We start from the raw sequence: 22127 nt of genomic DNA, 5'->3' as shown, positions 1-22127 counted from the left end.
ACGATCCGCCCTTTCTTGGTGATTGACTTACACATGGGCGTGCCCTGCCCGCAGCCCATCACGCACGCGTTGAGCAATAGAGATGAATTCAGGACTATCGCGAATGTCGAGCGGTCGCTCCTTTGGCAAACTGCTGTCAATAACGTCCGTGATGCGGCCTGGTCGTGGGCTCATCACAACGATCTTAGTCGATAGGTAAACCGCCTCAGGGATCGAATGTGTCACAAACCCGATCGTCTTTTCCGTGCGGGCCCAAAGCTGCAACAACTGTTCATTTAAGTGATCACGCACAATTTCATCAAGCGCACCAAAGGGTTCATCCATCAGCAAGATATCAGCGTCAAAGGCAAGCGCGCGCGCAATACTGGCCCGCTGCTGCATTCCCCCAGACAATTGCCAGGGAAATTTTTTATCAAATCCGGTCAAGTCGACCAATTCCAAGACCCGTTCGACCCGCTGTGACATTTCAAATTTGGAAAAGCCCATAATCTCAAGGGGTAGGCGGATGTTGCCGCCAATTGTACGCCACGGATAAAGCCCCGCCGCCTGAAATACATAGCCGTAAGCGCGCACGCGACGTGCCTCATCCGGCGTCAGGCCATTGACCGAAATATGACCTGAAGTGGGTGTTTCAAGCCCTGCAATACAGCGTAAGAACGTGGTTTTACCGCAGCCAGACGGACCGATAAAGCTCACAAAATCGCCCTTATTGATCTCAAGGTTCACGTCCTGAAGCGCGTGGACAGGACCATCATTGGTCTCAAAAGTCAGATGAAGCCCTTTGGCATCGATGGTTGGCTCTTGCGTCATATTGCATCCTGAAAATGGGTCAACGAAATTGTAATCACGGCCTCAGACTCCACTGGCGGGAATTCCTGAACGCTCAATAGGGCGCGGTGACGTAAGAGCTTTCCATGATGATAGAGCTTTGTTCGTTGCGGTATTGCCGGCGCGTTTTACGAAATTGCCATGCCCTTCCTGGGTGCGCATCTCACCATCATAGGCCGCAACATGCCCACGTGTTAAGGTAAAGCGCGGCAGGCCTTTGACCTTTTTACCCTCGAATACATTGTAATCAATGGCCGACTGCTGCGTACCTGCTGCGATCGTCTTTTCTTTCTTCGGGTCCCAGACAACAATATCCGCATCCGCACCGACAAGGATTGCCCCCTTGCGCGGATAACAATTCAGGATCTTGGCGATATTGGTTGATGTGACAGCCACGAATTCATTCGGCGTTAGGCGACCGGTCGCAACGCCATAGGTCCATAGCATCGGCATGCGATCTTCCAGACCACCTGTGCCATTAGGGATCTTAGTGAAGTCCCCCAGGCCGAACCGTTTTTGTTCTGTTGAAAATGCGCAGTGATCGGTGGCCACAACGCTCAGGGAGCCGGACTGAAGGCCAGCCCAAAGGCTATCTTGGTGATGTTTGTTGCGAAAGGGTGGAGACATAACGCGACGCGCGGCGTGGTCCCAGTCCTTGTTGAAGTATTCGCTTTCGTCCAGTGTTAGGTGCTGGATCAATGGCTCGCCCCAAACCCGTTTGCCCTGTTGACGTGCCCGGCGAATTGCCTCGTGGGACTCTTCGCAAGAGGTATGAACAACATAGAGCGGCACCCCTGCCATATCGGCGATCATAATTGCGCGATTGGTGGCTTCGCCCTCAACTTGCGGCGGCCTGGAATAGGCATGCGCTTCTGGTCCCGTATTGCCCTCAGCCAGTAATTTGGCGGAGAGTTCAGCAACGACATCACCGTTTTCGGCGTGAACCATCGCGATGCCTCCCAATTCGGAAAGGCGATTGAAGCTTGCGAACAGCTCGTCGTCATTAACCATCAAGGCGCCTTTATAGGCCAAGAAATGCTTGAACGTATTAATGCCCCGGTCTTTGATCACGCTCTCCATCTCGTCAAACACCTGTTCGCCCCACCAGGTCACCGCCATGTGGAAGGAATAATCGCAGTTGGCGCGGGTGGATTTATTGTCCCACATTTTCAGCGCATCATGCAGTCCTTGCCCTGGGCTCGGCAGTGCGAAATCGACAACCATCGTAGTGCCGCCAGCCAATGCCGCGCGAGTGCCGCTTTCGAAATCATCCGAAGAATATGTGCCCATGAATGGCATCTCAAGATGGGTATGGGGGTCAATGCCACCCGGCATCACGTAGCAGCCTGTTGCATCCAATTCATCCGTGCCAGATAGGTTTCTTCCAATCTCGATGATCTTACCATCTTCAATCAAAACATCTGCTTCATATGTCAAATCATGCGTGACGACTGTGCCGTTCTTGATGACTGTGCTCATAATAATCTCCCTGTCTATTGGTATCTGCGCCGCGGCTTATGGTGTAATTACGGCCGTCTCCAAAACGGCATGCAACAAAACATCTGCGCCCGCAGCTGCCCATTCCTGGCTGATGTCCTCGGCCTCATTATGGCTCAGACCGTCGACACAAGGGCACATGATCATTGCCGTGGGCGCAACCTTATTGATCCAACAGGCGTCATGACCCGCGCCTGAAATGAGATCCATATGGCTATATCCCAAACGCTCTGCCGCGCGGCGCACGGCCTGAACACATGTTGCGTCAAAGGCGACAGGATCAAACCCACCGACCTTTTCAAACTCAATGTCCATTCCCATCGCTTCACAGATGGGCTGGGCTTCTGTCCGCAAACGCGCCTCCATGTCAGTGATGACAGTCAAATCGGGAGAGCGAAAATCAATCGTAAACACGACTTTGCCAGGGATCACGTTGCGTGAATTGGGGTAAACATCGATATGACCCGCCGCCCCGACCGCATGAGGTGCGTATGACAGCGCGATCGCTTCAACTTTATCCAAAACCCGTGCCATGGCGAGCCCTGCATTTTTGCGCATGGGCATCGGGGTCGATCCTGTGTGGGCGTCTTTGCCAGTGATCGTCACTTGGGTCCAGGACAGACCCTGCCCATGGGTCACAATCCCAATTTGCTTATTTTCTGCCTCTAGGATCGGACCCTGTTCGATGTGCAGTTCAAAGAAGGCGTGCATTTTGCGCGCGCGCACGTCTTCATCACCCCGCCAGCCAATGCGCTGCAATTCATCCCCAAAGGCTTTACCCTCAGCATCCACACGATCATAGGCCCAATCTTGGGTGTGAACACCAGCAAATACACCTGAGGACAACATCGCCGGCGCAAAGCGTGTTCCCTCCTCATTCGTCCAATTAACCACAACAATTGGGTGTTTGGTTTTGATATCCAGATCATTCATGGTGCGCAAAATTTCGAGGCCACCGAGAACCCCAAGCACCCCATCATATTTCCCACCAGTGGGTTGGGTATCTAAATGCGACCCCACATAAACTGGCAGGGCCTCAGGGTCTGTTCCCTCGCGACGCGCAAACATATTGCCCATTTGATCAAGGCCCATCGTGCAGCCAGCAGCCTTGCACCAATCGAGAAACAATTGACGGCCTTCGCTGTCTTCATCTGTCAGAGTTTGTCGGTTATTGCCGCCTGCCACACCCGGCCCAATCTTGGCCATCTCCATCAGACTGTCCCAAAGACGTTCGCTGTTAATCTTCAGATTTTCGCCAATAGCAGCCATGAGACGGTCCTTCACTTTCGAATTATTACGGTTGCTCAATTAATAATTTGACCAACTGGTCAAACTAACGCTAGCAGAGGCCAGACATGTGTCAAGGAATTGCTTTTATAATTTGCCAATCCATTGCCGAACTGCCTTCGAATTAGTCATTTACTCCCTCAACTGTTCCATGTGATAGACCGGTATGAAAAAGACAGAGACCCGTATCCAGAAAAAAAACCACTCAGCAATCAAAGCCGCTGGGCTAAAGGTCTTTGCCCAATTTGGGTTTCGCGGCGCGACATTAGATCAGATCGCAGCGGAGTCTGGTCTGTCAAAACCCAACATCCTGTATTACTTCGCATCCAAAGAGGCTATTTACGAGGCACTATTGGCCCAGTTATTGACCGATTGGTTGCAGCCTGTTCGCGATATTGACCCCGCCGGTGACCCTGTTGAAGAAATACTGAAATACGCCAAACACAAACTGAAAATGAGCCGGCTCTACCCCCGTGAAAGTCGCCTTTACGCCACTGAAATCATCCAAGGCGCCCCGCGAATTAAATCCGTTTTGACCGGTGAACTGCGTGAGGTTGTCGAGAACTTAGCGCTGTTAATTAACCACTGGGCAGACGCGGGATTGATTCGTGCTATCGATCCTTATCATCTCATCTTTTCGATCTGGGCCATGACGCAACATTATGCTGACTTTGATGTTCAAGTGAAGGCGATCTTGGGAGAACGAGATCATTTTGAGGATGCCGAGCAATATTTAGAAGATATGCTACGACGCATGTTGACTGTTTAATACGGCGCGTGGGTTTTCCCCACACGCCGATTTGATCATCCTTTATTCAGCCGCGACAGAATCGGGATTATTCGGGTGTGTTGTCCAATTGGCGTATCCATCCGAAATGGTTTGACCTGTGCGCGGATCAACAGTGCCGGCAGGCTGCTGCACCATGGTTATGCAATTTTCAACGGGGCAGACTTCGACACAAAGGTTACATGCCACACATTCCGCATCAAGCACGGAGAACTTACGATCTTCAGACATTACAATAGCTTGATGCGATGTATCTTCGCATGCGGCAAAGCAACGTCCACAGCTGATGCAGTCATCTTGGTTAATCACTGCTTTGGCGACATAATTAAGATCAAGATATTGCCAATCGGTCGTGTTGGGGATCGCAGCGCCCATAAAGTCTTGGATGCTTTTGTGCCCTTTTTCATCCATCCACTGAGACAGACCCGTGATCATTTCTTGCACAACCTTGAAACCATAAGTCATCGCCGCGGTGCAAACCTGGACGTTGCCGCAGCCGAGCGCGATGTATTCAGCCGCATCCCGCCATGTTGTGACCCCACCAATACCGGAGATGGGAAATCCAGCGGTTGCGGGCGCGCGCGCAATTTCAGACACCATGGACATTGCAATCGGCTTAACCGCAGGACCACAATAGCCCCCATGCGTACCCTTGCCATTTATGGATGGTTCTGGGCTCATGCTATCGAGATCCACTGAGACGATAGAATTTATTGTATTGATCAATGACACAGCGTCCGCGCCACCCCGTTTCGCTGCCGCGGCCGGCAAACGCACATCTGTGATATTCGGCGTCAGCTTGACGATCACTGGTTTGGAATAGTATTTTTTACACCAGCCTGTGACCATTTCAATATACTCAGGAACCTGTCCAACAGCCGCGCCCATACCCCTTTCGGACATTCCGTGTGGGCAACCGAAGTTGAGCTCGATCCCATCCGCACCTGTCGCTTCGACCTTTGGTAGAATATCTTTCCATGCCTGTTCTTCACAAGGCACCATGATGGACACGATCACAGCGTGGTTTGGGTAATCTTTCTTAACACGGGTGATTTCTTCTAGGTTCACATCGAGTGGTCGGTCGGTGATTAACTCAATATTGTTCAGCCCAAGAACGCGGCGATCTGGGCCGTGGATGACGCCGTAGCGTGGGCCATTCACATTGACCACTGGTGGACCTTCAGCCCCTAAGGTTTTCCAAACAACGCCCCCCCAACCGGCCTCAAATGCGCGGCGCACATTATATTCTTTATCAGTTGGCGGCGCAGAAGCGAGCCAGAATGGATTTGGGCTTTTGATACCCAAGAAATCTGTCGTTAGATCAGCCATTAGTTTGCCCCTCCCATTAAGGTTGCATAAATATCCATTGCGGCATCGCGCCCTTCAGCGACCGCAGTTACAGTCAGATCATCACCACCGGAGGCGCAATCGCCACCTGCCCAAACCCGATCACGGCTCGTGCGACCTGCACCTGTCACAGAAATCTTGCGCCCATCAAGTGCCAGTCCACCATCGGTGGCAAGTGTTTGACCGATGGCAGAAAATACTTGATCCGCAGAGATCCGCATGGTCTCGCCTGTACCTGTCAATCGACCGTCTTTTGTCGCCGTATATTCCAGGACAAGCGCCGCGCTTGGTTCCAAAGTCTCCAGTGTTACCGGTTGGACGTTGAACAAAAGCTTCACGCCATGGGACGCTGCGAGGTCTTGTTCATAGCGGCTCGCACTCATGGCTTCGCGGCCCCGTCGGTAGGCAATCGTGACCTGCTCTGCACCAAGCAATTTCGACTGCACAGCTGCATCAACCGCTGTCATGCCGCCACCGATAACAACCACGTTGCGCCCAATGGGTATGCTGGCCAGGTCAGTCGCTTGTCTCAATGTTTCAATGAACCCAACTGCGTCTGACATACATGTATCATCTTCACTCGACATGCTCAGGGCGTTAACGCCGCCCAAACCAACACTCAGAAAAACCGCATCGAAATCAGAGCTAAGGCCGTCCAGCGTCATGTCCACGCCCAGCGTTTTGTTGTTTTCAATCGTGATACCACCGATAGACAACAACCACGCCACTTCCTTTGCGGCAAAGTCGTTTGTGGATTTATAGGCGGCGATCCCGTATTCATTCAGGCCGCCTGCTTTAGAACGGGCATCATAGATCGTCACGTCGATCCCCTTTAATGCCAATCGGTGGGCGCAGGATAGCCCCGCAGGACCCGCCCCAACCACGGCAACCTTCTTGCCAGTGGCGGCTGCACGCTCAAAGGGATGAATATTTTTTGCCATCAAACGATCAGTGGCGTGGCGTTGAAGGCGGCCAATTTCAACAGGCTTGCCCTCTGAAACTTCACGCACGCAGGCTTGTTCGCAAAGCACTTCCGTTGGGCAAACACGGGCACACATTCCGCCCAAAATATTCATATCAAGAATCGTTTTGGCCGCAGCCTCTGACCTATCCGTACTAATTTGGCGGATGAATAGCGGAATATCGATATCCGTCGGGCAGGCGGTCACACAGGGTGCATCATAGCAAAAGTAACAGCGATCAGCCGCAACCCGCACTTCATGCGGTTCGAGTGGCACATGTAGGTCTGCAAAGTTTTGTGCAAGCGCTTCGTTGCTTAGGCGATCCGCTGCAATGCCTGGCGTCATAGGATTGGTCATAGATCCTCCGTCGATCAAATTACAGAATCACTATTGCACAGATTATTTTTTTATCAAACGGTAAAATTTTTGCGGCCGAGAATCTGAAGCTCTCGGCATTTTCGACCAATGCGAACAAAAACATAAACCTCAAAATAGACTTTGGCTATAGTGATCAAAAATCATATATAATCAATAGCTTAACTCAAAAAACGGTGCTGTTTCAGCCGCGTTTCAGCCGCCCCTGCAATGGTGTGCTTTCAGCATTGCTGCCCATTCACAATGCCGGCAACCACAGTGCTATTTGAGGAAAGACAATCAGCAATATCACCAAGAATAGCGAGCAAAAGATGTAGGGGAAAGCTGAGGTGTATATCTCTCGCATCGTCGTTTCTGGCGGAGATACCCCCTTCATCACGAACAATAAAAGCCCGAATGGTGGGGTTGTAAAGCTAATCTCCAAGGAGAGCAGCATGATCAACGCAAACCAAATCGGATCAAAACCGAGTGTTTGGGCCAGAGGGAAAAAGATCGGCACAGTAAGCAGCATGATTGAGATCTGCTCCATGAACATGCCCAGCAGCAAGAGCACAGCAAACATCACCATCAGCATGGCCAGGGGCGCCAAATCAAAACTGGTCGCCCAGCTGACCAGCCCACGCGACGCACCCGAGAAAGCGAGCAGCTGACTGAATGTTGCCGATCCGAAGACAATCAAATAAGCCATGAGTGTTACCCTCAAAGCCCCGATGACTGACTTTTTCATAGCCTCCCAAGTGAGGCAGCGAAACACTGCTGCAAGAACAAGTACACCCAAAGCGCCAAAGGCAGCGGCTTCCGAAGGGGTCACAAACCCCTGGATCATCAGCACAATGATAATGATCATCACACTCACCATTGGGACGACCTCCCGCAGGAGCAGGCCAATCTTTTTGGCAAAAGACAGCCGCTCAACCTCATAGGCTGGCGCGGCCGTTGGGTCGATTTGAGTCTGAATCCAAATGGTGGCGATATAGAAACCCGCAAGAACGAGACCCGGTATCACACCGGCAAGCAGCAAAGCCGCCACATCAATCTGCGCCAGCGTTGCGAGAAGGACAGCCAAAGCCGATGGCGGAATAATAATCGCCAGACCTCCGGTTCCCAGGATCGGGCCAATACTCATGTGGGATTTATAGCCACGACGGCTCATCTCTGGAACCATGAGCGAGCCCAAAAGCGCGGTTGACCCCATGGACGAGCCTGACAGGGTTGAAAAAGCAGTGCCGCCCAAAACTGTTACATAACTTAAGCGCCCCGGAAGACGACCCAGCAATTTGTCAATTGCGGTGAACATACGGCCGCCAAGTCCTGTATGGAAGAATATTTCCCCCATAAGTAAAAACAATGGGATCGGCATCAGCGCGTATTTTGTGAGCGAGCCAAGCCCGTTGTTTAAAAGTTGGGTGATGCCACGCTCTCCGCCCATGAACACCCATGCACCGATGATATTGGCTGCCAAAAAGGCCAGCGCTATGGGCATGCCAACAGCCATGAGAAGCATAATTGTGCCGAGCAGCAGGGCGAGCGCCTCAAACCATTCCATTATTCATGTATCCCAGCTTCACCGCTGTGCATCAGCTCAGAGCCAAAGACGAAACGGGAAAATTCAACGGCCATAAGGCCAAATGAGAGCGGAAAAGTAATGCTGAGCAGCCAGCGCGGATAGTAATAGGCGCGGGTATCAAAGTCGCCGCGCTCCAGATTGGTCAACACCAGCTCTATTCCTTTCCATGCGAGAATTGCACAGACCACAACACAGGCGAGCGCAACAGCGCGGCTCAGCAATTGGCGCGGCCCCTCCGACAAGGCGGATGTCAGCAATTCGATATGAACATGCCCTTTCTCACGGACCAGCCAGGGTGCACCCAACATCGTCATGTAGAGAAGACCATATTCTGCCGAAGTAAAAAGCCAAGCAAAAGGCTGAAGCCCAAAATTGCGCATCAACACCGAAGCGATCACAGAGACCATGATCCAGACCAATGTGAGACCCGAAATCCCGGCCATCACGTATAGCAGTGTTTTATATGTGGTATTGATCATAGATCGTCTTTCATGGACAACGCAGGCCCGCCCGAAGGGTGGACCTGCGAAAGGGCTTATTTTGCTGCATCGAGATCGTAAAACAGCTCAACCAAGCGATCATAATTGCCTGTGCCGCCGGGCTGTCCGGACATAACTTCCTTCATACGCTCCAATGTTTTCTCCCGTGCCGCGGCAAGGTAATTGGCTTTGGCTGTGCCTTCTAGCGACACGACTTTCATGCCCGCAGCATCAAGCGCGGCAAAGTCGTCATCCCGTTTGGCGCGCAAGGCTTTAACACTGTCTTGCTCGTGCTGAATTGCCACATCTTGAAGGATTTTTTTGGCCTCATCAGAAAGCGAGTTCCACTTTTCGTTGTTCACAATCACACCGAGATCTGTCGAAAAGAAGCAAGGTTCGATGCGGTAGTTCAAAAACTCGTTCCACTTCAGATCAATCAGGCCAATCTGAGTCCAACCTGTCGCATCGACAACGCCGCGCTGAAGCGCAGAGTAGACTTCACCTGTTGGCAAATCAATGACCTGCGCGCCAAGATAATTCGTGAAGAATGCATTATAAACGTTGTTCCCACGTAGCTTCAAACCATTGACTTCGAGGTTGCCCGCCGCATCAAAGGTGGGTTGCTCACGCGTCCACAGATTGTAGCAAACACCACTGTCGAACCAACCGAGGTACTTAAGGCCCATTTTTTCTTGATGAATCTGGTCGATCAGCGCAGTGCCACCATTTTTACGCGTTTCAACCGCTGTCAGATTTGACGACACCATAGCGTCTTTCTCTGGAAGAGCTCCTCCGTAAAACGAGCCAGGCGTATAGACCATATCAACGATACCATCGCGCACGGCGTCAGGCTGTTGGAACATGCCAATCGCTTCAGGCCCACCGCGCACGTCAATCTGGATGACGCCCGCGCCTTTTGCATTGACCTTATCGACAAAGCTCAAAAAGCTTTTTGTGTAAATTAAAGTTTCAGGAAATGCGTGCACGGCCGATATTGTCTCTTCAGCTTTAAGCGTGCCCGCAACGAGTGTGGCCCCGGCTAGGAGGCTCCCCAGTAGTTTCATCTTCATCGTTTCTTTCTCCCTGTTTTGAGGCTTGCACCCCCATTGCCCGCGCAGATGGCGGCTTTTTCAATCCGCGCCGTTGGGCCAGGCCCAAGCGGTGGTTTGATATCGAGTATTTTTGAACGCAGCGATGGCCGCTCTGTGATGGCGCGTAAGATCAATGTCGTCCCAGCCATTGATCAATTTCAGCGCCCAACTGTCATCGATTGAGAAACGCGCCCCAACAGACCCAAGCTGAAGACTGCGGGCGCCAAGATCTATCGTGATGGTTTGAGGCCTGCGCTCTAAGGTCTGCGAAAGTGTCTCGTAAGTCGCTTCGTCAATCTGAGCCGGTAACAGCCCATTGTTCACGGCATTTGACGCAAAAATATCCCCAAAACTTGGCGCAAACACGGCACGGATGCCTGAATCAACCAACGCATAGACCGCCGCCTCCCGCGAGGATCCGCTGCCAAAATTGCGGCCCGCGATCAACACGCTCATGCCGTCCTGGGCATTGAGCGGGAAATCAGCCTTCAAATCCCCCGCCTCCTCGCGGCGCATGTCATGCAAAAGAAAGCGCCCGTAACCCTGCGCCCGTGGCACGGACATAAAGCGCGCAGGGATCAGTTGGTCGGTATCGATATTCGCCTGTGGCAGACACACGGCCATGCCTATATGTGTGCTCCAGCCAGCCATCACTGGCGCCCCTCAAGAAGCCGGCGCACATCTGTGAGCATGCCCGTGACTGAAGCCGCAGCAACCATCGCCGGGCTCATGAGATGTGTGCGCGCACCGCGCCCTTGGCGCCCCTTGAAATTGCGATTGGTTGAGGATGCGCAGCGCTGGCCTTTCTCAACAAGATCACCATTCATCCCAACACACATTGAGCAACCAGAGGCGACCCAATCCAGGCCAGCTGACCTGAATATCTGGTCAAGCCCCTCCGCTTCAGCCTGAGCTTTGACCTTGGCAGAACCGGGAGAGACCTGACCAGGTATCTTTGCCTTACGGCCCTTGAGCACATGCGCCGCTTCGCGCAAATCCTCTATTCGCCCATTGGTGCACGAGCCGATAAAGACTTGATCCACTGCCGTACCCTCAAGCTTATCACCAGCCTTGAGCCCCATATACTCGAGCGCATCACGGACAGCCTCACGTTTGGCGGGCGTCACATCATCCGCCGCCGGCACTGCAGCCGTTATCGGCAGCGCTTGCTCTGGACTGGTGCCCCAAGTCACGGTCGGTGCGATCTCAGAGGCATCCAACACCACCTCACGGTCAAACTGAGCATCTTTATCACTGCAAAGCGCGCGCCACTCCGCACAGACTTGTTCCCATGCCGCGGCTTTAGGCGCAAAGGGACGGTCTTTGATATAAGCGAAGGTTGTCTCGTCTGGCGCTATGATCCCAAATCGTGCGCCGCCCTCAATCGACATGTTGCACAGCGTCATCCGGCCTTCCATGGACAGCCCTCTGATGACGGCGCCTGCGTATTCCACGGCATGGCCTTGCGCCCCATCGGTTCCCAGCTTGCCAATCCAGCCAAGCGCTATATCCTTAGCCGCGACGCCGAAACCCAAGGCGCCTTCGACACGGATGCGCATGGATTTTGGTTTGCGCTGCCATATGGTTTGCGTGGCCAGCACATGGGCCACTTCTGTCGCGCCAATACCAAAGGCCAGCGCACCAAAGGCACCGTGGGTTGACGTATGGCTATCACCGCAATTGATGAGCAAACCGGGCAGCGTCAAGCCCTCTTCGGGGCCCACCACATGGGCGATGCCCTGTCTTGGGTCATCCAGATCATAGAGGCGGACCCCATGGTCATGAGCGTTCTGGCGCAGTGTCTGGATCATGCCCAATATCTGCGGGTCACAGGTCTGCGAACTGCGTCGCGTCGGCGCATAATGGTCAACGAAAGCAAACGTCAGATCAGGCTCGCAAACAGATAGTCCCCGCTCTTTGAGTTTGGCAAAAGCATGATGCGACCCCTCATGAACCAGATGGCGGTCAATCCAAAGCAGCGAAACACCGTCGTTGCGCCGCAACACTTCATGCGCAGCCCAAAGCTTGTCCAACATGGTTTGAGAGGTCGGCTTCATATGCCGCCCTCATCCTTGCCAATGGCAGGTTCCCAATGGCGCGCGGAGCCCTGCCCAACACGCATGAGCGGCATTTCGAGCCGGAACATATCCGGTCTGTAGAGCCCTGCGAGGTACTCGACACCGTCTCCATGCACATCCCGCACAACCCGCCGCAATGAGAGCAATGCCGAGCCAACTTCAACATCAAGAGCCTTAGCGACTTCAGGACCGGCCAAGGTGGCGCTTACGGATTGATGCGCCTCCTTTATCTGCACGCCACTTCGCTCCAAAAGCTGAAAGAGCGGCGTTGTGGCCAGATCATTCTCGGAATAGTTTTGCGCAATCTGAGCCGGCACATAAGTTGTCAAATGAGAAAATGGAACATTGCCCGCAAGCCGAACCCGCGTCGCAATCTGAACTTCGATATCTCGCTTAAACCCCATCGCGAGGGACACGAAATCGGGCGCGCCACCGTAGGTGAATGATAACAGCCGCGCGGTCGTCTTTTGGCCCATCTCGACCAGTTGCGGCATGAGTGTGTTGAAATTCATGGCAGCGCGCTGGGCCACTGCTGGGCGCGCGCGAACCTTCGTTCCGCTTCCAGCCCGGCGCTCTATAAAGCCTCCCTGCGCCAGTGCGTCCAGCCCACGACGGACAGTGACTCGACTGACACCAAAAGCCTCGGCGAGTTTCTGCTCGCTGGGTAGGGTTTCACCATCTCGCAGATCACCGACCGTAATCTGATCGCGCACTGAAAGGTAAACACGGAGCGCCTTGGTCCCCTTTGGCAATATCTGAACAGACTCAGCCCGCATTCATGATTCCTCAACCGTACCCAGTTGAGCGTAAATATGTTCCCTACAAAAGCAAGTATTAGTATTCAGAATATCCAAAAAAAAAATCTGGAAAGATACAATATATGTATTACAGATAGTACAGGTTAAGCGAGGGAGACGGCGATGCCTGTGGTCGAACTGCACGTATTAGAAGGCTATGATTCATCAGAAAAACAACGCCTTGGTCAGGCTTTGACAGATGCTGTGCGATTCGTGGTCCCAGCTACCCCAGAGCTTGTCACGATCATGATTCATGACATGCCAACCGAAAATTACTATCGCGGTCGTATCCAGCGCAGACCGGCAGCGGCAAGGCCGGACCCAGAGCTCATCGTAAAAGATTATCTCTCAGCCATGGAAGCGCGTGATCTGACAAAGGCAGGCGCATTGTTGGCTCAGGGCTTTACAATGTCTTTCCCCGGCACCGGGCCAATGACGACGCTTGACGCGCTGATACAATGGTCGAAGCCACGCTACAAATTTGTCACAAAAACATATGAAGGTTTTGATGCGCTTCAGAGCCCAGACGAGGCCTCCATCGTCTATTGCCGCGGCACGTTGCAAGGCGAATACCACGATGGCAGCTGCTTTGAAAGCATCCGTTTTATTGATCGCTTCGAAGTCGTTGATGGAAAGATTACCAAGCAGGATGTTTGGAACGATATGGCCGAAGTGAGGGCAAATACATGAGTGAAATTGATCCAATAACCCTATCGGTGCTTGCGGGCAGGATGGAACAAATTGCAGATGAAATGGACGCAACCCTCTTTCGTGCGGCCTTTAATCCCATCATCGCCGAGGCGCATGATGCCAGCCATGGGCTTTATCATGCGGTCTCGGGCGACACTTTGGTGCAAGGCAAATCGGGATTGCCAATATTCGTTGGTGTGATGTCTTTTGCGGTCAAGGCCGTGATCGAGAAAGCTGCCAAAGACGGCGATTTGCAAGATGGCGACATTTACATCTTCAATGATGCCCATATTGGCGGCACACATCTGTCAGATATGCGTTTGGTGCGTCCATATTATCACGCGGGTAAGCTGTTTTGCTATCTCGCCTCGGTCGGCCATTGGCACGATGTCGGCGGCGCTGTTCCCGGAAATTACAACCCGGCCGCCACTGATGTTTTCCAAGAAGCCTTTAACTTGCCACCCGTGAAACTTGCGCGTGCCGGCAAGGTGAACCAAGACATCATCGACATTCTAATGCGCAACACCCGCCTGCCACAATCCGCCATGGGCGATCTCAACGGTCAGTTGGGCGCGCTCGATCTGGGTGTGAAGCGGATGGATGAGCTGCTAGATGAATATGGTGGCGTGACGATCACAGCCGCACTTGAAGCCTTGGGCCACCGCGCTGAGGCGCTCATGCGCTCAGAGTTGACGGAGCTGCCAGATGGGCGCTGGGAAGCGGAAGATTACCTGGATAACGACGGGATCAATGATGCGCCGCTTAAGATCAGAATCGCTCTTGAAATCAAGGATGACACCATGCTTCTTGATTTCACAGGCTCGGCTCCTCAATGCGCCGGTCCTGTAAACATTGCCCTGCCGACAGCCGTGGCAACAGCGTACGTCGCAATCAAACATATCTTTCCTGCGCTACCTGCGAATGCTGGGGTCATGCGCCCTATTGAGGTCGTCGTGCCCGAAGACAGCCTTCTGGCCGCGAAGTTCCCCGCGCCAACGGGCGGATATACGGAAACCATCCTGCGTATGATTGACGTTGTATTTTCTGCCTTTGCGCAGGCTGCCCCGGAGCGGGTGGTTGCAAATGCATACGGAACAATCAATGCGCTTTCCATTGCAGGCAAGCGCAAAAACGGCCAGCCATGGGTCATGTTTTCCTTCTACGGAGGCGGTCACGGCGGCTCTATCGAGACAGACGGTCTAAACCATGGCAACGCGCCAATCTCAACCGCCACAATTCCGCCAATGGAAATTTTAGAAGCGGCCTATCCTGTGATGTTTCGAACATGGGCTCTGCGCCCCGATAGCGCAGGAGCTGGGGCGCATCGCGGCGGCTTAGGCGCGATCTATGAAATTGAAGTTCTTGAAGAAAACGGCGCAGAAGCCTTTCTCTTTGGAGAGCGTGGTTGCTTCGCACCCAAGGGAATCGCAGGTGGTGGCGATGCTGCGCTCAATGTTTTTCAATACGAACAAGATGACGGATGGCACAGCCCCCCGCTGACCTCAAAGATGCGTGGAATTACTCTAAAAGCTGGGCAAGCTGTACGCCTACAAACACCGGGAGGTGGAGGCTACGGCAGGGCTGATGACCGCAGCCATGAGGCCATCGCCCGCGATGTGGCGCGCGGATTAATGAGCGACGTCGAGGCTGACGCCGTCTACGGAACAAAGTGGCGGGAGGGCACCCTATGAGCAGCCTCATGATCGGTGTCGATGTTGGCGGCACATTCACGGATATTTTTGTTCTCAACGAAACAGCCGGCACAGCCCGGGTTGCAAAAGTACCCACCACGCGCCCTGACCAATCGGCGGGCTTCCTAGATGGGATTAAACAAGAGGTCAGCGATTTTTCGAAAATTTCTGTTGTTGTTCATGGAACAACCGCAGGCACCAATGCGCTCTTGGAGCGCAAGGGCGCCAAGACCGGCGTCATCTGCACGCAAGGACTGCGCGATGTGCTCGAAATGCGCCGGCGAGATCGCCCGCGCACCTGGGGCCTTCGCGGGAATTTCGAGCCTGTGGTTGACCGCAGAAACCGCCTTGAAGTGCCTGAGCGCACGCTGGCAGATGGCACTGTGCGCACCCCCGTTGATCTTGACGCGGTACGCAGCGCCGCGCAGGCCTTGCAAGCCAATGGCTGTGAAAGCGTGGCAATCCTATTTGCCAATTCCTATGCCAATACGGCAAATGAAGAGGCCGCAGTCGCGTTGCTCCGTGATATTTGGCACAATCAGCATGTCTCCGCGTCCTCCGAAATTCTACCGGAAATACGCGAATTTGAACGCTTTTCAACGACGGCGCTGAATGCCTATCTACAGCCAGAGGTTTCAGGTTACTTTGCCCGTTTGGAAAACGCGCTTAAGGCCGACGGCTTTGAGGGCGAGTTCATGATCGTTCAATCCAATGGCGGCGTGATGGCGGTTGATACGGCCTGCCGCCTGCCTGTACGCACTGCCCTGTCGGGACCGGCTGCGGGGGTCATAGCCGCGGCCTATATCGCCCAATCGGCAGGCTTTGAAAATGTCATCACCGGCGATATGGGGGGCACAAGTTTTGACGTGTCGTTGATTTCAGCGGGGCGCTCGATGCTTTCGCCTCAGACCTCCATTGATTTTGGAATGGTCGTGCGCAACCCGATGATCGAGATAACCACAATCGGCGCGGGCGGCGGATCTATCGCTTGGGTGGACAAGGGCGGTCTGCTCAATATCGGCCCACAAAGCGCCGGGAGCAACCCGGGACCAGTGGCCTATGGCCTGGGCAATACAAGACCGACGGTGACAGACGCCAATGTCTTCTTGGGACGGATTGACCCTGAAAACCCAATTGGTGGGGAACTTGAGCGCCTGGATATAGACGCCGCGGGCCGCGCAATTGACGAGCATGTTGGCAAGCCATTGGGTCTCACAACAGTGGAGGCCGCCGAAGCCATCTTGAAAGTTGCAAACAGCCGTATGGCTGGCGCTATTCGGCTCGTGAGCATCGAACGAGGATTTGACCCGAAAAATTTTGCCTTTATGCCTTTTGGTGGCGGCGGTGCATTGCACGCTGGCGCGATGCTGGCGGAAGTTGGTATCGCGCGGGCGATTGTCCCACGCTACCCGGGCGTGACCTCCGCTATGGGCTGCGTTATTGCCGATATGAGGCAAGATTTTGTTCAGACCATAAATTCGCGCGTTGATATGCTGGATAAGGCGGCATTGGCGGCCTTCATGCACGCACATGTAGATCAAGGCCTGGCTTTGCTTGATGCCGCAAGAACAAATTTCGAAGCCCGCGAGCTAAGCTTTGAGCTTGATATGGCCTATGTCGGACAAACTCATACTGTTTCGGTGCCGCTCAAGGTCAAAACAGACGGAAGCACTGTGGCAGCCGTCACGCGTGCCGAAATCGAGACTGCCTTTGATGCCACATATAAAGCAACCTATGGCAGATTATTGCAAAACGGCGTGCGGCGCATTTTGAACCTGCGCAGCGCGGTGACAGGCAAACGTCCCAAGTTTGACCTGAGCACCCTTGCACCGCCCGAAGGCGGACGGGCGGAAAAAGTTGGGGTGCGCCGGGTGCACTTTGGCGACAAATGGTATGACACGGCCATATATGATCGCCTTGCCTTGCCCTCAGGAACCAAAATAGTTGGCCCCGCCATTTTGACCCAACCTGACACAACTGTCTTGATCGAGCCCCACCTGCAAGGCCGCGTAGATCGGTTTGGCAACACCATCATTGAACCTCAGGAGGAATGAAATGAGTGATCTGAGTACCTGGAACCTGTCGCGCACAGCCTTGCTGACCATCGACTTACAAAATGACTTCCTCCACCCCGAAGGAGCCTACGGGCGCGCCGGCCAGAGTTCGGCGAAGATCGCAGCCCTACCAGGTCGCATTGCTCCCTTGGCGCGCGCCTTGCGATCTAAAGGGGGGCGCTATTTTTCGGCGCAGTTCACGCTTGTCCCTGACAAAGACGGAGAGCCGCTGATCGCCCCGCACCTCAAGGAGCTTCGCCCCTTCCTTGACAAAGGAGATTTTGCGCCAGGCAGTTTCGGGCACAGTCTTGTCGACGCGCTCCACCCTGCGGATTTCGTCATTGAAAAAGTGGCTTATTCAGCTTTCTTCCAAACGCGTCTCGAGTATTTGATGCGGGCCACAGGCATTGATCATCTGATTGTGGGCGGGATCGTCACCAATGGGGGCGTGGCCTCAACACTACGCGACGCGCACCTACGCAACATTGAAACACTCATGCTGACAGACGGCTGCGCCGCCTTCAAAACCGAGGTGCATGACGCAACACTCCTGTCGCTTGATACTGTCACCAAACAAATGAGCTGCGCCGAAGCCTTAGCTCTGATCGAGGGAAGATCATGAGCCTTAAAACTCGTTTTCAGAATAAAAAAATCGTCGTTATGCCAGGCGTTTACGACGGGCTTACAGCCTCGCTTGCAGAGGCGGCCGGCTTTGAGGCGCTTTACCTAAGCGGGGCTGCTGTCGCCTATACACGCCTGGGGCGACCGGATATTGGGCTGACAACTGCCTCTGAAATGGCGGATACAATGATGCTGATTGCCGATCGCACATCTCTACCTGTGATCATTGATGCCGATACAGGTTTTGGAAATGCGCTCAATGCACAACGCACAATGCGGCTTTATGAGCGCGCAGGCGCATCTGCTCTGCAAATCGAAGATCAAACCTTCCCAAAACGCTGTGGTCACCTGTCCGAAAAGTCGCTGATCTCCACTGGGGAAATGGTTGGGAAAATTGCGGCCATGGCCGACGCCCGAAGCTCTGACGAAACACTGATCATCGCGCGCACTGACGCCATTGCCGTGGAGGGCTTCGGCGCTGCCGAAGATCGTGCTGAGGCCTATCTTGAAGCCGGCGCGGATGTGTTGTTCATTGAAGCACCACAGGACCGAGCCCAATTGGAACAAATTGCAGCGCGCTTCTCTAAGCGCATCCCACTTTTGGCGAATATGGTTGAAGGGGGGGCAACCCCCATTACGAGCGCCGATGATCTGGAAGATCTTGGTTTCTCCATTGTAATTTTCCCTGGTGGCATCGTGCGCGCAATCGCACGCACGACGCAAGACTATTACCAAAGCCTCGCCAAACATGGCTCCAACAAGCCATTTGGAGAGCGAATGTTTGATTTCGATGGCCTCAACGCTGTGATTGGTACGGCTGATATGCTCAAAAAAGGTGCGCGTTATTATGGCTCCAACGGTTAAGGAGCCCCCCCAGAAATTCGACTTTACGGTCGAAACTCTGATCGTCGGAGCTGGTGCCTGCGGCCTGATCGCCGCCCTGTCAGCAATGGAGGCGGGACAAGAGGTTTTGGTGATAGAAGCAGATGCGGTTCCGTCTGGATCGACGGCGCTCTCTGCTGGATTGATCCCTGCCGCGGGGACAAAAATTCAACAGGCCGCGGGAATAAAGGATAGCACCGCCCTATTTGCAGCCGATATTCAAGCGAAGGCCCATCAAGAAAACAACCAAGCGCTGGTCGATCTTTTGGCGCAAAATGCAGCTGAGGTGATCGACTGGTTGACACAAACGCATGGTCTTGCCTTTTCGCTGGTCGACGATTTTGATTACCCTGGCCATTCAAGCCGCCGAATGCATGGCTTGCCGACCCGAGCGGGCAGTGAGTTGATTGATGCTCTGAGAAGCGCAGCCGAACGGGCGGGTATCGACATTATTTGTGGGCGTCGTGCAGAAACGCTTTATTTCGCGGATGGCTTGGTTCATGGCGTCGCTGCCCTGCGCCCTGATGGCGGCATTGAGACGATTGGCTGCGACCGGCTGATCCTTGCCTGCAACGGCTTTGGCGGCAATCGCGCGCTGGTGTCGGAGCATATGCCTGACATTGAAAATGGGCTTTGGTTCGGCCACGACGGCAACCGAGGCGAAGCTGTGCTTTGGGCCAGTCAGATCGGCGCGGCAACGGAACACCTCGGGGCGTTTCAGGGGCACGGAAATGTCGCCCATCCGCATGGTATTCTCATCACATGGGCAACCATCACAGAGGGCGGTGTGCAAGTAAACGCTGCGGGCGAGCGGTTTTGGAATGAAGCCCAAGGCTACTCCGAAGCGGCACGGGCAGTGCTATCGCAAGCACAGGGTGTAGCCTATGCTATTTTTGATGAGCGCATCGCAGAAATCGCAGAGCAATTTGAGGACTTTAAACGCGCCAAATCTGAGGGGGCTATCAAGAGTTCAGGCACGCTCGAAGGGCTGGCCCAAGCTCTTGGTCTACCTGCTGACACCCTCAGCAAAACGATTGCAGAGATCTCGCCAAACGGCACTGACCGTTTTGGCCGAACCTTTGGTGAAACGCTACTCAGTCCACCCTTTTGCGGCGTGCGCGTCACGGGCGCACTTTTTCACACGCAAGGCGGGCTGCAGGTGGACGCATCCGCACGGGTGATCCGAAAAAATGGCGGGGTGATCTCGAATTTATACGCCGGTGGCGGCGCAGCCTGTGGTGTCTCCGGCAGCGGTGATCGTGGCTATTTGTCAGGCAATGGCCTGCTTGCCGCAGCGGTGCTTGGCCGTATCGCTGGGCGCGCCTTGAGAGGTTGAAGGCACAGACATCAATACTGTTTTCAAACGCTCGTTTTACCGTGATGATTTTATTGAAAAAAAACTGCACAACACAAAGCCCTTCAAAGTTTTGTGCTCATAACGGAGAGCATGAACCTTGGCCCACCCACCCATTGGCTGCATCGTATCGGCGGTGTACTCGGCGCCGTTGTTTTTATCCCGCTGCACCTGCTCTTCATTCATCATCGGTTCACTGAGTGCTGAAAAATCTGTGATATTGGCCAGGACTACAAAGGAGTGATCACTTTCTTTTGCGACAGTCCAACCAGTGTGCACCGCACTTATAGTGGACATGTGATGTTCAAGCCTGGCGATCATCTCCGCCCAAGTGCATTTGAAAGTTGCGCGCATGCAAGAATTCTTTTGTCCCATTGCCGGACCGTAGTGTAAGATTAATCGCTTCTATTACTATTGAAAGCAATGTTCCTTATTGTGCCCTCTGAAAACCGTTTTTCAAAGTGGAGCGACTCTAATTTTTTCCATCTTGTGCGAATTTTCTAGGCCATGATTTCGGTATATGAAGGTTTAATATTAGACATTCACTCAGCCTTTACCAAACCGCCAAGCTCACTATTCGGGCTCTGTTAAACTCGAATTCGTTGGGGGTGTTTAAGGCGGCTCTGTTTCAAAGCAAAATTTTCGCAATTTTACACTTCAATATGCCGCCTTAGCAATCATCGGCTTATGTCTGAAATTCGGCAAAACCAGTTCAACATATGCCGTGGATTTTTATTTTTAAACGTTTTTAATTGAGCCATAAATCCATTTAAGGGAAAATCAAATATGGCGATGATCGCAATGATGATGCCCATTTTGCCAGGAAAGAAAGACACTTGGCTTGCAATGATGGCGCAGATGACCGGTGATAACAAAGCTGAGGCGGACGCGATCAGGACTGGAGCTGGATTGCATGAACGGTCATTTCTCCAAGAAACACCCGCAGGAGATTTCGTGATCTTAACGTTTGAAGGCGATGATCCAGCTGCTGGTTTTGCGAAAATGATGGCCGATCTGCCACCAGAATTCGCTGAGGGTGCGATGGATGTCCATGGTCTAGATATGGCGGCACCACCACCGCCAATGCCGACTTTGATCTACGATAGTCGTCGTTAATTTGACAATTAGATGAAATGTTAACTCTTGGAGGTCCACATGCAAAAGCTATCAATTATCAAGTTCAAACCTAAGCCAGGGTGTCTTGATGAATTTGCTGCCAACTTAAGCGCATACAATGAAACAAAGCACCGAGTTTTCCACCTAATGAAATCGGGCGAAGAGTTGCACGCGATCGTCATACGAGATGCCAATATCCTGGCTCAGGATGCCGCCGAGGGCGTTACGTTCCTGGACAGTCAGCGACATCTTCTACAGGAGTTCGATTCCGTAAACAGGCATACAATCCCGTTAAGTGGCGATTTAGTATACACCACCGTGAAATAATTGCGAGCTTAAGGCTCCCCTAAGAAAGGCAAGTTATCGATGTTATTTATGGTAAAAGTTACGCACGATTACTCGACATGTCAGGTGCATCACCCAACAAAAGCAGACCTTTATAAAAATACGTTAGCGAACTTGGGTGACCATGGAATTAAAGTTCATGGGCAATACTCAAATCGGCTCATCCATACAAACTTCATCATATGTGAAACAGACAGCTTTGAGTCATTAGATGCAGCTTTTGATCCAATCCTTGAGATGGGTCATTTTGAAGCCACTCCCGTTATGAAGCGGGATTAA

22 protein-coding genes are annotated in these 22127 nt (G+C 53.1%); 10 read left to right on the top strand and 12 right to left on the bottom strand.

Annotated elements, in window-relative coordinates; translation table 11 throughout:
- Window positions 1–27: 27 nt before the first annotated feature.
- From RCA23_RS04445 to RCA23_RS04435, 3 genes are read right to left on the bottom strand one after another with little or no spacing between them, the layout of a single operon-like run.
- Complete coding sequence (locus tag RCA23_RS04445; RefSeq protein ID WP_044049272.1) at window positions 28–810, bottom strand: ABC transporter ATP-binding protein; 783 nt, start codon at window positions 808–810, stop codon at window positions 28–30.
- 42 nt (window positions 811–852) lie between these two features.
- Window positions 853–2307 (bottom strand): dihydropyrimidinase, encoded by a 1455-nt coding sequence (hydA, locus tag RCA23_RS04440; RefSeq protein WP_044049271.1) that lies wholly within the window; start codon window positions 2305–2307, stop codon window positions 853–855.
- Window positions 2308–2343: 36 nt separating this feature from the next.
- Complete coding sequence (locus RCA23_RS04435; protein ID WP_044049270.1) at window positions 2344–3594, bottom strand: allantoate amidohydrolase; 1251 nt, start codon at window positions 3592–3594, stop codon at window positions 2344–2346.
- A 184-nt stretch (window positions 3595–3778) separates the two neighbouring features.
- Between RCA23_RS04435 and RCA23_RS04430 the strand changes: the two genes are divergently transcribed.
- Window positions 3779–4381, top strand: a complete 603-nt coding sequence (locus tag RCA23_RS04430) for a TetR family transcriptional regulator C-terminal domain-containing protein (RefSeq protein WP_044049269.1) — start codon at window positions 3779–3781, stop codon at window positions 4379–4381.
- Between the two features lie 42 nt (window positions 4382–4423).
- On the opposite strand, the gene preA is transcribed toward RCA23_RS04430, so the two are convergent.
- The 8 genes from preA to RCA23_RS04390 all read right to left on the bottom strand — a co-directional run bounded on the left by preA (window position 4424) and on the right by RCA23_RS04390 (window position 13074).
- Window positions 4424–5728: an NAD-dependent dihydropyrimidine dehydrogenase subunit PreA gene (gene preA / locus RCA23_RS04425; RefSeq protein WP_044049268.1), complete on the bottom strand. Its 1305-nt coding sequence runs from the start codon at window positions 5726–5728 to the stop codon at window positions 4424–4426.
- Window positions 5728–7065 (bottom strand): NAD(P)-dependent oxidoreductase, encoded by a 1338-nt coding sequence (locus RCA23_RS04420; protein WP_044049267.1) that lies wholly within the window; start codon window positions 7063–7065, stop codon window positions 5728–5730. The genes preA and RCA23_RS04420 overlap by 1 nt, the downstream gene beginning before the upstream one ends.
- A 256-nt stretch (window positions 7066–7321) precedes the next feature.
- Window positions 7322–8629: a TRAP transporter large permease gene (locus RCA23_RS04415; RefSeq protein WP_044049266.1), complete on the bottom strand. Its 1308-nt coding sequence runs from the start codon at window positions 8627–8629 to the stop codon at window positions 7322–7324.
- Window positions 8629–9129, bottom strand: a complete 501-nt coding sequence (locus RCA23_RS04410; protein WP_044049265.1) for a TRAP transporter small permease subunit — start codon at window positions 9127–9129, stop codon at window positions 8629–8631. The genes RCA23_RS04415 and RCA23_RS04410 overlap by 1 nt, the downstream gene beginning before the upstream one ends.
- A gap of 56 nt (window positions 9130–9185) precedes the next feature.
- Window positions 9186–10199 (bottom strand): TRAP transporter substrate-binding protein DctP, encoded by a 1014-nt coding sequence (gene dctP / locus RCA23_RS04405; protein WP_044049264.1) that lies wholly within the window; start codon window positions 10197–10199, stop codon window positions 9186–9188.
- Between the two features lie 60 nt (window positions 10200–10259).
- The gene (leuD, locus tag RCA23_RS04400) at window positions 10260–10871 is read right to left on the bottom strand and encodes a 3-isopropylmalate dehydratase small subunit (protein WP_044049263.1); all 612 of its coding nucleotides are present in this window, start codon (window positions 10869–10871) and stop codon (window positions 10260–10262) included.
- A complete protein-coding gene (leuC, locus tag RCA23_RS04395; RefSeq protein WP_044049262.1) occupies window positions 10871–12277 on the bottom strand; it encodes a 3-isopropylmalate dehydratase large subunit in 1407 nt (468 codons plus the stop codon). Before leuC ends, leuD begins: the two co-directional genes overlap by 1 nt.
- A complete protein-coding gene (locus tag RCA23_RS04390) occupies window positions 12274–13074 on the bottom strand; it encodes a GntR family transcriptional regulator (protein ID WP_044049261.1) in 801 nt (266 codons plus the stop codon). Before RCA23_RS04390 ends, leuC begins: the two co-directional genes overlap by 4 nt.
- Window positions 13075–13218: 144 nt before the next feature.
- Between RCA23_RS04390 and RCA23_RS04385 the strand changes: the two genes are divergently transcribed.
- Genes RCA23_RS04385 through RCA23_RS04360 form a run of 6 tightly spaced genes read left to right on the top strand, consistent with a single transcriptional unit; the run spans window position 13219 to window position 20369 of the window.
- A complete protein-coding gene (locus tag RCA23_RS04385; protein WP_044049260.1) occupies window positions 13219–13785 on the top strand; it encodes a nuclear transport factor 2 family protein in 567 nt (188 codons plus the stop codon).
- The gene (locus RCA23_RS04380) at window positions 13782–15476 is read left to right on the top strand and encodes a hydantoinase B/oxoprolinase family protein (RefSeq protein WP_044049259.1); all 1695 of its coding nucleotides are present in this window, start codon (window positions 13782–13784) and stop codon (window positions 15474–15476) included. Before RCA23_RS04385 ends, RCA23_RS04380 begins: the two co-directional genes overlap by 4 nt.
- On the top strand, window positions 15473–17530 hold the full coding sequence (locus RCA23_RS04375) for a hydantoinase/oxoprolinase family protein (RefSeq protein WP_044049258.1): 2058 nt from the start codon (window positions 15473–15475) through the stop codon (window positions 17528–17530). Before RCA23_RS04380 ends, RCA23_RS04375 begins: the two co-directional genes overlap by 4 nt.
- A 1-nt stretch (window position 17531) precedes the next feature.
- Window positions 17532–18152 (top strand): cysteine hydrolase family protein, encoded by a 621-nt coding sequence (locus RCA23_RS04370; protein WP_044049257.1) that lies wholly within the window; start codon window positions 17532–17534, stop codon window positions 18150–18152.
- A complete protein-coding gene (locus tag RCA23_RS04365) occupies window positions 18149–19015 on the top strand; it encodes an isocitrate lyase/PEP mutase family protein (RefSeq protein WP_044049256.1) in 867 nt (288 codons plus the stop codon). Before RCA23_RS04370 ends, RCA23_RS04365 begins: the two co-directional genes overlap by 4 nt.
- Window positions 18999–20369: an FAD-dependent oxidoreductase gene (locus RCA23_RS04360; protein WP_044049255.1), complete on the top strand. Its 1371-nt coding sequence runs from the start codon at window positions 18999–19001 to the stop codon at window positions 20367–20369. The genes RCA23_RS04365 and RCA23_RS04360 overlap by 17 nt, the downstream gene beginning before the upstream one ends.
- A gap of 36 nt (window positions 20370–20405) precedes the next feature.
- Here RCA23_RS04360 and RCA23_RS04355 read toward each other — a convergent pair whose 3' ends face one another.
- On the bottom strand, window positions 20406–20741 hold the full coding sequence (locus RCA23_RS04355; protein ID WP_169701327.1) for a hypothetical protein: 336 nt from the start codon (window positions 20739–20741) through the stop codon (window positions 20406–20408).
- A gap of 432 nt (window positions 20742–21173) precedes the next feature.
- Here RCA23_RS04355 and RCA23_RS04350 point away from each other — a divergent pair, with 432 nt between their 5' ends.
- Genes RCA23_RS04350 through RCA23_RS04340 form a run of 3 tightly spaced genes read left to right on the top strand, consistent with a single transcriptional unit; the run spans window position 21174 to window position 22127 of the window.
- The gene (locus RCA23_RS04350) at window positions 21174–21503 is read left to right on the top strand and encodes a hypothetical protein (protein ID WP_044049253.1); all 330 of its coding nucleotides are present in this window, start codon (window positions 21174–21176) and stop codon (window positions 21501–21503) included.
- A gap of 39 nt (window positions 21504–21542) precedes the next feature.
- A complete protein-coding gene (locus RCA23_RS04345; protein WP_044049252.1) occupies window positions 21543–21830 on the top strand; it encodes a hypothetical protein in 288 nt (95 codons plus the stop codon).
- A 39-nt stretch (window positions 21831–21869) separates the two neighbouring features.
- The gene (locus RCA23_RS04340; protein ID WP_044049251.1) at window positions 21870–22127 is read left to right on the top strand and encodes a DUF3303 family protein; all 258 of its coding nucleotides are present in this window, start codon (window positions 21870–21872) and stop codon (window positions 22125–22127) included.

This window comes from Planktomarina temperata RCA23 (genome assembly GCF_000738435.1).
In the GTDB taxonomy this organism is placed as follows: Bacteria; Pseudomonadota; Alphaproteobacteria; order Rhodobacterales; family Rhodobacteraceae; genus Planktomarina; species Planktomarina temperata.
Note: the sequence above shows the minus strand (reverse complement) of the source record. Positions and strands in the feature narration are given on the sequence as shown.

Bases quoted from the DNA above. Each gene is read 5' to 3' on its own strand.
- RCA23_RS04445 (WP_044049272.1), bottom strand. From the start codon at position 810: ATGACGCAAGAGCCAACCATCGATGCCAAAGGGCTTCATCTGACTTTT.
- hydA (WP_044049271.1), bottom strand. From the start codon at position 2,307: ATGAGCACAGTCATCAAGAACGGCACAGTCGTCACGCATGATTTGACA.
- RCA23_RS04435 (WP_044049270.1), bottom strand. From the start codon at position 3,594: ATGGCTGCTATTGGCGAAAATCTGAAGATTAACAGCGAACGTCTTTGG.
- RCA23_RS04430 (WP_044049269.1), top strand. From the start codon at position 3,779: ATGAAAAAGACAGAGACCCGTATCCAGAAAAAAAACCACTCAGCAATC.
- preA (WP_044049268.1), bottom strand. From the start codon at position 5,728: ATGGCTGATCTAACGACAGATTTCTTGGGTATCAAAAGCCCAAATCCA.
- RCA23_RS04420 (WP_044049267.1), bottom strand. From the start codon at position 7,065: ATGACCAATCCTATGACGCCAGGCATTGCAGCGGATCGCCTAAGCAAC.
- RCA23_RS04415 (WP_044049266.1), bottom strand. From the start codon at position 8,629: ATGGAATGGTTTGAGGCGCTCGCCCTGCTGCTCGGCACAATTATGCTT.
- RCA23_RS04410 (WP_044049265.1), bottom strand. From the start codon at position 9,129: ATGATCAATACCACATATAAAACACTGCTATACGTGATGGCCGGGATT.
- dctP (WP_044049264.1), bottom strand. From the start codon at position 10,199: ATGAAGATGAAACTACTGGGGAGCCTCCTAGCCGGGGCCACACTCGTT.
- leuD (WP_044049263.1), bottom strand. From the start codon at position 10,871: ATGGCTGGCTGGAGCACACATATAGGCATGGCCGTGTGTCTGCCACAG.
- leuC (WP_044049262.1), bottom strand. From the start codon at position 12,277: ATGAAGCCGACCTCTCAAACCATGTTGGACAAGCTTTGGGCTGCGCAT.
- RCA23_RS04390 (WP_044049261.1), bottom strand. From the start codon at position 13,074: ATGCGGGCTGAGTCTGTTCAGATATTGCCAAAGGGGACCAAGGCGCTC.
- RCA23_RS04385 (WP_044049260.1), top strand. From the start codon at position 13,219: ATGCCTGTGGTCGAACTGCACGTATTAGAAGGCTATGATTCATCAGAA.
- RCA23_RS04380 (WP_044049259.1), top strand. From the start codon at position 13,782: ATGAGTGAAATTGATCCAATAACCCTATCGGTGCTTGCGGGCAGGATG.
- RCA23_RS04375 (WP_044049258.1), top strand. From the start codon at position 15,473: ATGAGCAGCCTCATGATCGGTGTCGATGTTGGCGGCACATTCACGGAT.
- RCA23_RS04370 (WP_044049257.1), top strand. From the start codon at position 17,532: ATGAGTGATCTGAGTACCTGGAACCTGTCGCGCACAGCCTTGCTGACC.
- RCA23_RS04365 (WP_044049256.1), top strand. From the start codon at position 18,149: ATGAGCCTTAAAACTCGTTTTCAGAATAAAAAAATCGTCGTTATGCCA.
- RCA23_RS04360 (WP_044049255.1), top strand. From the start codon at position 18,999: ATGGCTCCAACGGTTAAGGAGCCCCCCCAGAAATTCGACTTTACGGTC.
- RCA23_RS04355 (WP_169701327.1), bottom strand. From the start codon at position 20,741: ATGCGCGCAACTTTCAAATGCACTTGGGCGGAGATGATCGCCAGGCTT.
- RCA23_RS04350 (WP_044049253.1), top strand. From the start codon at position 21,174: ATGGCGATGATCGCAATGATGATGCCCATTTTGCCAGGAAAGAAAGAC.
- RCA23_RS04345 (WP_044049252.1), top strand. From the start codon at position 21,543: ATGCAAAAGCTATCAATTATCAAGTTCAAACCTAAGCCAGGGTGTCTT.
- RCA23_RS04340 (WP_044049251.1), top strand. From the start codon at position 21,870: ATGTTATTTATGGTAAAAGTTACGCACGATTACTCGACATGTCAGGTG.